The sequence below is a fragment of the Pseudodesulfovibrio pelocollis genome (genome assembly GCF_030282845.1).
GTDB classification, from domain to species: Bacteria; Desulfobacterota; Desulfovibrionia; order Desulfovibrionales; family Desulfovibrionaceae; genus Pseudodesulfovibrio; species Pseudodesulfovibrio pelocollis.
In genome coordinates, this window is record NZ_JASTWE010000064.1 from 1 (window position 1) to 11191 (window position 11191).

General features: G+C 60.5%; 7 protein-coding genes and 1 riboswitch. Of the genes, 2 read left to right on the forward strand and 5 right to left on the reverse strand.

Annotation, left to right across the window (positions count from 1 at the left end):
• Positions 1-161 precede the first annotated feature (161 nt).
• Positions 162-416, forward strand: coding sequence for a type II toxin-antitoxin system ParD family antitoxin (locus QQS14_RS15415; RefSeq protein ID WP_285907906.1), 255 nt, complete (start codon positions 162-164; stop codon positions 414-416).
• The gene (locus QQS14_RS15420) at positions 409-705 is read left to right on the forward strand and encodes a type II toxin-antitoxin system RelE/ParE family toxin (protein WP_285907907.1); all 297 of its coding nucleotides are present in this window, start codon (positions 409-411) and stop codon (positions 703-705) included. The genes QQS14_RS15415 and QQS14_RS15420 overlap by 8 nt, the downstream gene beginning before the upstream one ends.
• 148 nt (positions 706-853) lie before the next feature.
• On the opposite strand, the gene QQS14_RS15425 is transcribed toward QQS14_RS15420, so the two are convergent.
• The 5 genes from QQS14_RS15425 to QQS14_RS15445 form a co-directional block, all read right to left on the reverse strand.
• Positions 854-1093 carry a hypothetical protein gene (locus tag QQS14_RS15425; RefSeq protein ID WP_285907908.1) on the reverse strand — a complete coding sequence of 80 codons (240 nt, stop codon included), beginning with the start codon at positions 1091-1093 and terminating at the stop codon, positions 854-856.
• A 10-nt stretch (positions 1094-1103) separates the two neighbouring features.
• Positions 1104-6728, reverse strand: a complete 5625-nt coding sequence (locus tag QQS14_RS15430; RefSeq protein ID WP_285907909.1) for a two-partner secretion domain-containing protein — start codon at positions 6726-6728, stop codon at positions 1104-1106.
• Between the two features lie 13 nt (positions 6729-6741).
• On the reverse strand, positions 6742-8445 hold the full coding sequence (locus QQS14_RS15435) for a ShlB/FhaC/HecB family hemolysin secretion/activation protein (RefSeq protein WP_285907910.1): 1704 nt from the start codon (positions 8443-8445) through the stop codon (positions 6742-6744).
• Between the two features lie 207 nt (positions 8446-8652).
• A riboswitch (cyclic di-GMP riboswitch) is annotated at positions 8653-8731 on the reverse strand.
• A gap of 653 nt (positions 8732-9384) precedes the next feature.
• Complete coding sequence (locus QQS14_RS15440; protein ID WP_285907912.1) at positions 9385-10968, reverse strand: peptide chain release factor 3; 1584 nt, start codon at positions 10966-10968, stop codon at positions 9385-9387.
• A gap of 35 nt (positions 10969-11003) precedes the next feature.
• Positions 11004-11191: hypothetical protein (locus tag QQS14_RS15445; protein ID WP_285907911.1), on the reverse strand; the 188-nt coding region annotated here is incomplete at its 5' end.

Consider the following 11191-nt stretch of genomic DNA (forward strand, 5'->3'; position numbering starts at 1 on the left):
CGACATTGTGCTCTCCATGGTTTTCAGTTAAAGGCGTAACCGCCAGCGATATCTATTTATGTCGGATAGATAGAGGCGGAAACATTGTACCGACATTTCGGTATATACAAAGATTGACAATCTTTGTACGGTGGGTACATAAATTCCATGGAGGATTTGCCATGCATATTTCATTAACTCCGAAATTGGAGTCCCAGATCAAGCGGAAGGTGGAAAGCGGGCTGTACAACAACGCCAGCGAGGTGATCCGCGAAGCCCTCCGCTTCATGGAGACCCACGAGCAGCTTGTCTACCAGATGAAGCTTGACGCGCTGCGCAAGGAACTCGCCGAGGGGGCCGCCCAGGCCGATGCCGGGGAGTTCCTTGAGGGTGGTGTGAAGTCCATCATTGCCGAGGCCAAGGAACGTCGTGGCTGAAGTCAGAATCACGCCAGCCGCCACGGCCCACCTGCGCGACATTTGGGCGTACACAGATGCGACATGGGGCGAATCCCAAGCTGACGCATACCTCATGGAGATCGACACGATCTTTCAGCAGCTTGCTGGCAATCCCCAACTTGGCAAGGCTCGCCCAGAGATTCGAGATGGGTCTCGTTCCATCCCCGTGAAAAGCCATGTGGTGTTCCACACGGTCACGAGCAACAAAGATTTCGTCAACATTATTGGCGTACTCCATGCCCGTATGGACATTGAAAGCTACCTTTGAGCTTGCCGTATACGAAGGCAGAGCGACGAGTCATGCCTTCCTGGACGGCATCGTGAAAGGCAAGCAATCGGCAAGCGAAGAAGCCGCGTAACTCACACCGCCAAGGTCGGCGGTGTGAGGTCAATACTCTCTCTGTACATTCAGTTTTTTACAAAGCGATCACATTTGGTTCATAGTCATCAAAGCACTTTATTAACAATCCCTCGTAATCAAAACTACCATCTTCCGTTATAAAATCATCGGAATAATAAATATACATTATAAAGTTTGGATCGGGTATGACTTCTTTCAATTCTTCTACAATCTCATCCCCTCGCCCTTCTGTTGGGAGGGGATACGTCAAGAGTTCTTGCAATAATATCAATGCTTTTTTTTTATTTTTTCCCATTTCCCCCATCTCACTTGTTTAAATGGTCAAACGGCGTTCTGATGAACAGATTGTTCATATCGTAAACATTTCCTCCCTGCTGAAGCTCTTCAACATGATCCAACTCATACCTTCCTCGTTTGCCAATATGTTCCGAAGGGATCGCAAAAGGAGCGTTGCCTTTCTTCATTTCAGCTATATTGTTGAGTGAGAACTGCTTACTCAACACCGGGTCAGCCGCCACTTCCTGCCAGAATGCCTCGCGGAACTTGTTAAAATCCGCAAACTGCCTTCCATTCAGCTTTTCCGCAATCTGCGCGGGCACCTTGCCTGCGTTGCCCGCCGTTCCCTTCAGCCATGTCTGACCTTCGACAATACTGGGCAAATTGCTGCCGTGAGAGGCTGCGCCAGGGGCCATTCTGCGGGCGGACAGCGAGCCTTCCCAGCCTGGCAGTGCTGGCAGGTTAGTCTTTTGGGCGATCACTGTATATGTTTCGCCGAAGACTTCGCGAAGCGCCCCAACCGCATCGCCGCTCTTCTTCGCCACCCATTCGGCGGCCTCGGGGCTCGCCTTGGCCAGCAGCGTTCGCGCGAGGCCGACATCGCCAGCCTTCAACGCCGCCTTGATCGCGGCATAACTTCCCGGAATGATGCTGCCGACCGTGACTTCGAGGGCAGCCCCGATCATCAGTCCTTCGGCAATCTGAGACTGGGTTTCGATGTCGCCCTCATGGACGGCCACAAAGAAATCAACGATATCTTTGCCAAGCAGGACTTTGTCCAAAACCTCCAGACCAGCTGCCGCTGCCGCGATAATGGCCGGGAGGGCGAAAAAGGCGTTGTTCTCGGCGGCATTCCCCGCCGCAAGGGCGGCACTGTCGACGTCAGCGCCAGACACGAATGCGGCCAATCCTGCCGAAAGCCTTGACAAATCGACCCCGGATTTACGCCAGCGTTCCGCCTGTTCGGGCGTGATCTCCCCGGAGAGAAGGCTTATCTCGATTTCCTTGGCCAAAGCCTCCGCCGTGATCTCGCCGACGGCTCCGCCGATGGCGCCGGACACGCCGTTGCCGCCCATGGCGACGTCCATGGCTCCGCCCAGGGCGGCGTGGGCGATCTTGTGGGCCACATAGTCCATGTCGCCGGTGCCGCCCTTGTAGGCTGCGCCGATCTCCTGGGCCACGTTTGCGCCCAGGACGGAGACCGCCGTGCTGTGGAGGTTGGCGATCAGGTTGTCGCCCAGATTGCCGCCGTTGATGGCTGTGCCCACGCCGGTGTTGATCCCGGCCTGAATGGTGCCGGTGGTGAGGTCATGGGCCAAGCCGTCGATGCTTTGGGCGAGATCGGACTCGGCGAACCGGCCCAACGCCTCGTGGCCCAGACCGGCGGTGAGCATGGCCGTGGCGAGCAGGCGGACGGTGTCGATGGAGGCCAGAGCCGTGAGGGCCGCGCCGATGTCGCCGCCATTGCCCACAATCTGCATGCCCGCCTGTATGACCAGGGCGTTGAATCCGGCGGCCACAGCAGCGGTCATGGCGGTATCCGAAGCCATGTGCAGGACGCCCGTTGCAAACCCCTGGCCGCCCGGCGTGAACGACAACGCCACGGCCATGGCCAGGGAAACCAGCTGCATGCCCGGCCCGCCGATGCCGCTGTCTTCTTTCTTCCAGGCGTCGTGCACTTCCTGCACGGCCTGCCAGTTGACGTCGTCGCGGGCTGCGACCTCGGCCATCCATTCCAGGCCCGGAGCCTGGGCCAGCTGCGCGATATCCTGCTGGAGGTTGCCGGTTTCCTTGTATTCGACCACCACGCCCTCGGCGGTGGTGAGGGTCAGCCCCTTGTCCGCGAAGATTTCCGTATGCTGGACCGTTTCGTCGAGGGAGCCTTGGTCCTTGGAGGACCAGGAGAAGAACCCGGTGTCCGACTTCACCTCACGCTTGTACTCGCTGTCCTTGACCACGAGCATGGCGACCTGGCCGTCCTGGGCCGTGATCCCGGTCTCGTCGCCAGAGGTGATGCGCGCGGCCTGGAGGATGACGTCCTGCTTGGCGTCAAGGGTGACCTTGCCGTCGGCCTCGATCTCGGGACGGACATGGGCAACGGTGTTGCTCTCGGTCAGCTCCGAGGACTTGGTGCCCATGAAGCCGGATTTTTCCTCCTGGAATTTGGAGTAGTTCTCCGTGCGGGTTGCCGTGGCCTGGATGTCGCCCTCGGCCTTGAGGGTGGCGTCCTGTCCGGCTGTGACCCGGCTGCCCTGGAGGACGACATCGCCGGAGCCTGCGGTGCCAGCCTCGACCGTGACCGAGCCGCCGGAGGCGAGGGTGGATTGTTTGGCGGCCACGCCCCGGACCTCTGAGGATTCGGAGCTCCCGCCGCCGCCGAAGAAACCGCCACCGCCACCTTTGTTGTGGTGGGCGCCGTCCCAGGTGTTTTGGGCGGCGGTGATGGCGACGCTGCCGCCTGCCGTGATGTCGGTGTCGCCGCCGGATTCGACCCGGCTGCCGTGGATGGCCGCGTCCTGCCCGGCCTCGATGGAGAGGGCGCCGCCTGCCGTGACCGTGCTGCCGGTATTGGCCGTGGCATCGGTGCGGGTGCTGAATTGGGACTCGGCCACGCTGTGACGCATCTGCGTCTCGATGGTCGAGATGGCGACGTTTTCCCCGGCCTTGAGGATCATGTCGCCGCCGGATTCGACCCTTGCGCCAAGGATGCCGACGTTTTCCCCGGCCGCAATGGTCAGGTCGCCGGTGGCCTTGACGCTGCCGGTGCGGCCCACAACGGTCTCACGGCCGTGCTGCGAAGTCTTGGCGAGGGTCTCCGAGGCGATGACCACGTCCTGCCCGGCGGTGAGGGAGACGGTGTTGCCCGCGATGCTTCCGCCGGTGTTGCGGACCGACCCGGTGGCCGCGATGGTCACATCGCCGCCGCGCACCGCGCTGCCGGGCATGTTCAGGAAGTTGGCCGCCGTGATCTCCAGGCCGTTTTTCGCGATAATGGAGCCGGTGTTGGCCGTGTCACCGGTGGTGGCGATGCGGACCTCGTCGCCAATGATGATGGAGTCGCCCTGGGCCAGCTTGAGCAGGCTGGCAGAGCCGAGATAGACCACGGGCACCAGGACTTGCTGACCGTTCACCTCCTGGTACTCGAACCAGATGATGTCGTTGGTCAGGGCCGCCACCTGATCGGCAGAAAGGGTCATGCCCACCGAGAGATTGAGATCGGTCCGGGCCTGGACCGCGTTGTCCATGAGCGCCAGCATCTGGTCGGCGTCTGTGGTGACGGCGGCATCGAGGAAGCGCAGGCCGGACAGCTCGAATATTTGCTCGCGCACCAGCCGGGTCTCGAAGAAGGCGTCGCCCAGCCGCTTGTTGGCCTCGGCATTGGGATCAAAGCCCATGCGCGAAAGCGCGTAGTCCGAGCCGTAGAAGGTGTCGAGATTGGTCAGGGCCGGGTTGGTCTCGATCAGGTAGTTGTGCGTCGGGTTGGCATTGGGTTGGAACAATCCGTTGGCCGGGAGCTGGTCGGTCACATTGGTGACATCGGCCACCTTCTGGGCCTGGGCCGCCGGGTCCGGGGCATTGATGATGGTGTTGGGGTCGCGGAATTCATCCTGGCCGGTGATGGAATTGGCCGTGATGAGGACATTGCCGCCGCTGACAAAGCTGTTCTTGAAGGTGCTGATGGGGTCCAGGATTGATTCCTGGCCCGAGCCGTGGCGCTCCAGCCACGCCCCGTTATGGTTGTTGGCCTTGCCGATGGCCCACTTGACCTGCTCGCGGCGGTAGAGGGTGAAGCCGTCGTAGGTGATGGTGTCTGCGGCGATGGACAGGTCGCCTTGGGTGGTCTGGAAGACGCCCTGGTTGGTGGTCAGGGTGTCGGCCTCCACGGCAAGGCCGGTATGAGCAAGAAGCTTTCCGGCGATGCCCCTGGAGACCAGTTCGTCCTCAAAGGTCTGGGTGAAGTAGGCCCCGCAATCCTGCCACGAGGTGGTGCCCTTGATGATGTATTCGCCGTTCTTGTTGACGATGTTGGTGCGCAGCCTGTTGAAGGCCGTGAGATTGGCCGCGCTCAGTCCGCTGGTGTCAAAAGCTTGGTGCACCGCGTCGAATTCGTCCCAGGTCACCACGCGTTTGGGGCCAAGGCCGATGAGGTCCCACAGGTACCACTCCCCTTCGGAAACCACATAGGCGTTGTAAGGCGCGCTGCCCGTGCCACCCAGCTCCTGATACATCAACTGGCTGCGGTTGGCCTTGTCTCCATATACGTAGAACGCGCCGCCCTTGCCGCTGCCATCCACAGGGGTGGCCGCCTCGTTGACCACGGTGTCGAGGGTGGTGTTGTTCAGGGTTTCGGCCCGTACGACCAGCCCGCCGTCCAGCGATTCGATGGTGCCGGAGTCGTTCTGCAGGGTGGGCATCTTCTGGCCCGCGGCAGCGCCTTCGAGGAGCATGTCGTTCTTGGCGAGGATGGTGCCCCGGTTGTTGTAAAGCCTGTCGGCGATGCGGAAGGTGGCTGTGCCGCCGGAATAGATGGTGCCCGTGTTGTTCAGGGTGGTGGCGGCAATGGTTGCGGCAGTGTCGGCCGCGATGAGCTGCTCGTTGTTCAGGGTGCCTGCGTTGATGGCGAGCGCGCCGCCGGAGATGATCGGGGAATCGGCGGGGTCGACCTTGGCCACGGTCACGGTGGGCGCGTTCAGGGTGGCCGTGCCGACCGCCTTGACCGTGCCGGAAACGTCGATGGAATCCTGCGACGCAAGGGTCATGGTGCCCGACGAGGTGACCGTGTTCGTGACCTGGATCTTGCCGTCCACGGTCATTTCCAGGTGCTCGGTGGACTGCACCAGCCCCCTGGTGTTGACCCCGACCCCGGCCTCGGTGCCCACCAGGGTGATGCGGCCCGCGTACATGCCGCCCAATGCCGAGGAATCGATGGAGATTGCTGGCGCGGGCGAGCCATCAGGCGCAAGGGGCGTGGTCGTGCCGCTCACCGGGTTGTGCCGGTTCTGGCCGGTGATTACGTCGAGGCGTTTGGCGTGGATATCGGCATTGATCTGCGCCGCGCGGGTGACGACCTCAAAGGCGTCGATGGTGGCGGCGTTGACGCCCGCGCCATGGATGAGGATGTCGCCGCCGCGCACGTCAATTCCCTGGAAGGCCCCGCCGCTGAACTGGGGCGTGCCCGTGGCCATGGTCGCCTTGGGCGTGTTGATGAACCCGCCGCCGTTGATGGAAATGCCGTTGGGATTGGCCAGGATGTAGTTGGCGGACTGGCCGAAGATCTCGGTGAATCCCTCAATGGAGGAGCGCCCGGTGCCGGTGACCTCGTTGAGGATGGTGGACGCTGCCTGCCCGCCGAAATTCGGATTCTGGGCCAGCGCGCCGCCGAGCTGAGACACGCCGGGGGCCACGCTGTTGTTGAGGATCACGCCCTGAGTGCCGACGTTGAAATCGGTGAACATGTTGTGAGACATGCCGTTGCCGCCCGGAGCCGCGATATTGACCACGGGCACGCCGTTCTGGGCCGCGTCCATGGTCGCCTGATTGGCGGCCGGGGCCGAGGTGTCCACCTGGATGCCACCCGCGTAAACCAGGGAGGGCGGGCAGAGCATCAGCCCGATCATGAACCCGATGAGCAGTTGTTTGAGGGATTCGCGCATGATCAACTCCGAATTAGAAAGCGTATTGAATGGACGAGTAGAATTCGAGTTCGCGCTTGTTCAGGAAGGTTGGCGCGTCCAGCGGTCGGGATACGGAGACATCCATGAGCAGGCGACCGCCCGAGGTGCGCAGGCCAAGGGCCGCGCCCTGGAGCGAGCCCTGTTCCTCGGTCTCCTTGGGATCGCGGCGGATGAAGCCCGCGTCGTACCCGGCATAGAGCTGCATGGTGCCGATCCAGTCGGCCACGGCTGGCGACTTGGCGCGCACGTCCGGCATGGTCAGGGCCAGCTCGTTGCGCACATAGCCGCCGATGTCGCCGCCCAGGCTGTCGTCGTGGAAGCCGCGCACGGTGTAGCGGCTGCCGATGCTCATGCGCTCGGCACTGTAGAGGGTGTGCGGCGACCACTGGCCCGAGAACCGGGTGGACCACGAGAAATTGGCCTCGTCGAGCCGGAAGGGCCGGTAAAAGCTGCCCGAGACCGTGACCTTGCTGAACTGGGCGCGCGGCGTGTCGAGGGAGGGATTGCGGTCGCGTCTGGCCCCGAGGATGGGCACGCCGTAACTGTAGCCCGCCTGAGCCGAGGCAATCCCGCCCAGCAGCCGGTGGCTGTGGTTCAGCGATGCGCCCAGCGACGAGAGCACCTGGCTGGTGGAGGCCAGCTTCACCCCGTTGAAATAGTTCTGGGTGTCGCGATGGGTGATGGAAGCCCCAAGCGAGGTCTTGCTGTCCTGATCGCGGCGCAGCACCCGGTCCACGGACAGGACCGTGGTGGTCGTGTCGCCATAGGAGCTGTAGTCCGTGCCGCCGCTGGCGATGGCCGTGCGATAGTCGTAGTGGCTGAGCGAGCCGGAAAAGGTCCAGTAGCCCACAGGCACGGAATAAAAGGCGTTGTAGGTCACGCTCTTCTGGTGCTCGTCGTTGGTCCACGCCTCGGAATCGCCGTTCATGGTCACGGAGAGCAGGTCGTTGATGCCGAACAGGTTGTCCTTGCCAAAGGAGAGCACATACTGGTTGCGGCCCGTGGAATCCTGGCCCGAGTTGTCCAGCCCGGCCGAGAGCCGCCACGTGCGCGACGGCTCGTTGGACACCACCACCCGGCTCCCGCCCGGTTCCTCGCCCGGCACCAGCTCCATGGTCGCGTTGTTGGAGGGCAGCCGGTTCATCTGGTCCAGCCCCTGCTCGATGTCGCGAAGGTTCAAGGGCTCGTCCGCAAGGCCGGGAAATGCTCCTTTGAGTTCCCGAACGCGGCCCGCGCCATCCTTGAACCCGATGGACTCGACCCGGCCCTCCATGACCAGGATGACCAATCGGCCCGAGGAGAAATCCTGCTCCGGGACGGCCGCGCGGGTGGTGACATACCCCTTGTCGATGTAGGCGTTGGTGATGTCCCGGACCAGCGCGTTGACGCCGCTTAAGGTCAGGCAGCGGCCCAGGTACGGGGCGATCAGCCCGTCGATCTCCCGCTGGCTGAGCAGCGTGACCCCTGAAAGCTCGATGGATTTGGCCTCGAAGCACGGCGCGTCCGGCGCAGCCTCGGGCACCTCGGGCAGGCGCAGGTCGTCGCCCGAGGGAGGCCGATCCAGCATCTCCCGGTGCTCGCGCTCCAGCTCCAGCCGCCGCTGCTCCTGCTGTTGCTGGATCTGCTCCTGCTGCCGGATGGCGTCGTCCACCGGGGCCGCCTGCGCTTCGATGGGCAGGGCAAGCGCAACGACCAAGCCCAACCAGACAAGCGATATTCTGACACTTCGGCACAGCCCCCGGCCCGCGATCAACGCAGCCGGGCGCACCGTCCCCTTTTCGTCACCCACCCAAGCCCCCTTGAGGCGCACGACACAACCCGCTCGCGCGCGCACGAAGCCGTGTCAGCCGTTCGGCCAAATTCCGCCAATGACAAGGAGAGTTGGAAGAGTGACGACATTCCCATCGGCAACCCGGCCATCTCGTCTCCGAGACCCGTGGGCTTTCCGTCTCCACCTCGCGATGGATTTGGCTTTGATGATAATCGATCCAGACCGGATTCCACCCCGGAATACGCTGTCCGATCAGCGGGATTGGTTAACAGGCCGAGCGAAGGATGTAAACGCTATATTTGTATTTTGCTCGATTATTTGGTGGGGTATCGAGCAAGGCGATCGTTCGTGCGGTGAAGCTGAGGCAATTGTCTATGCCAGGCGGTTGCCGCTTGCGCCAAGCGCTGGGATACGCCGTAGGCCTCATGGAGAATGGAGCACGAATTATTGCTGCAAGGTTTATTTGTTGGCGAGCGTTTACCCCTCCGAGCCGAATAGCTTTTGATACAGAAGGGCCATGGCAGAACCACCAAATCAAAGTCAGGAGCGCGTTTCATAATCGTTTGAAATTACAGGCACCGCTACCGACACGACAATCATCATGAATTGAGAAATCGCGAGTAAAGCCACAAAATTCTTGACTTTATGCTGGTATACAAAGTGTATACCAGGACGTGCCAAAATGGCGATTCCGAGCCGTCTGAACCAGAATAAAGTCAACAATTACAAGGCTTCCAGATTTGACCCAGGGCTTCGTAATCAGTAGGTCCTGGGTTCAATTCCCCGTTCTGGCTCCAAATAAAACCAAGAGGTTAGGCCAATGCGCCTAACCTCTTTTTATTTGCCTGTCCATGCCCGGAGTTCTTAACTCAGGACACACTCACGCGTGTCGAAAAAGTTGATATCGGACCAATCTTCCGTCACTTTCGTGAGTTGCCAGTCGCTGTTGAAAAGCATTGCCATGCTGTCGTCGGCATCCTTGACGATGGCCTGTTGATTTTGTTCGACCAATCTTTTCATGGTTTTTGCGTCTCCAGAGAACCATCGGACCGTGTGGTACGGCAGTTGATCGTATGTGACACGGACATTGTATTCGCCAGCAAGTCTGGCGGCGATGATTTCAAACTGAAGCACGCCGATTGCCCCCAGGATGTAATCGCGTCCAACTACTGGCCGAAAATACTGGATCGCACCCTCTTCCGTCAGTTGTGCAAGCCCCTTTTCCAGTTGCTTGGCCTTGAATGGGTCCCTAAGGACTATGCGCCGAAAGAACTCCGGGGCAAAGTGGGGAATACCAGGAAATACAAGGGGTTCATCGCCATACAGAGTGTCGCCGACACGGATGGACCCGTGGTTGGGCAGGCCGATGATGTCACCGGGCCAGGCCTCTTCCGCTCCGGTGCGGTTCTTGGCCATGAAAAAGATGGCGTTGGACGCCTTGAACTGCTTGCCGAGACGTTGGTTCTGGAGCCTCATGCCGCGGTTGAATTGCCCTGAGCATATCCGCACGAAGGCGATCCTGTCCCGGTGAGCCGGATCCATGTTGGCCTGAACCTTGAACACGATGCCGGAAAAGTTCTCCTCAAAGGGAGACACCTCCCGCGTGGTGGCCGCACGGGCTTTGGGTGCCGGGGCCAGGGTGGCAAAACCTTCGAGCAACTCCCGCACGCCAAAGTTGTTTATGGCGCTGCCAAAATAAACGGGCGTCTGCTTCCCGGCCAGGTAACGCTTGTGATCGAAAGGATACCCGGCTCCTTCAAGCAACTCTATTTCCTTGCGAAGATCGGCGGCGGCCTCACCCAGATGCGTATCCAGAGCAGGGTCGTCAAGACCGTACACCGTCACTGTGTCCTGCGGTCGAACGTTCTTGTTTCCCTCGGAATGGAAGAAGCGGATCAAGCCCTCCTGGAGGTCATAGACGCCCTGGAACGACTTGCCCATGCCTATCGGCCAGGAAAGTGGAGAGCACTCGATGCCCAGGTGCTGTTCGATCTCGTCAATGAGTTCCAGCGGCGTCCGGCCTTCGCGATCCAGCTTGTTGATGAACGTGATGATGGGCGTATTGCGCATCCTGCACACATCCATCAGCTTTCTTGTTTGCGTCTCTACCCCTTTGACACTGTCTATGACCATGAGCGCCGAATCGACGGCCGTGAGGACGCGGTATGTATCCTCGGAAAAATCATGGTGGCCCGGGGTGTCCAAAAGATTCATCGAGAACCCGTCGAACTCGAAGTTCATCACCGATGAAGTTACAGAAATCCCACGCTGGCGTTCGATCTCCATCCAATCAGAAGTAGTATGCTTAACTGACTTTTTTGCCTTAACGGACCCCGCGAGATTGATCGCCCCGCCAAAAAGCAGGAGCTTTTCCGTCAGTGTCGTTTTCCCCGCATCGGGGTGGCTGATAATTGCGAAGGTGCGACGCCGCTGTACTGCTTGTCGCATTTGTGGCGTGGTAGAGATATTGTTCACGGTGCCTGTCAATGCTTGTCCTTTTTCAAGGGGTTCGGTGCGGCTTCTGGTGAGCGACGACGCTGTCGAATCGGCAGAATGGCCGAGATGGGGTCCCAGGCACGCGGGCCGTCATGATCAAGAGTGCCTTTGCAGCGTGACGCGCAGAGGATAGTCCTTTTTCCTGGATTTAGCGTGTAACTAAACAATAAATTTT

Excerpts from the sequence above, each read along its gene's own strand:
- QQS14_RS15415 (WP_285907906.1), top strand. The coding sequence starts at position 162 with ATGCATATTTCATTAACTCCGAAATTGGAGTCCCAGATCAAGCGGAAG.
- QQS14_RS15440 (WP_285907912.1), bottom strand. The coding sequence starts at position 10,968 with ATGCGACAAGCAGTACAGCGGCGTCGCACCTTCGCAATTATCAGCCAC.
- QQS14_RS15430 (WP_285907909.1), bottom strand. The coding sequence starts at position 6,728 with ATGCGCGAATCCCTCAAACAACTGCTCATCGGGTTCATGATCGGGCTG.
- QQS14_RS15425 (WP_285907908.1), bottom strand. The coding sequence starts at position 1,093 with ATGGGAAAAAATAAAAAAAAAGCATTGATATTATTGCAAGAACTCTTG.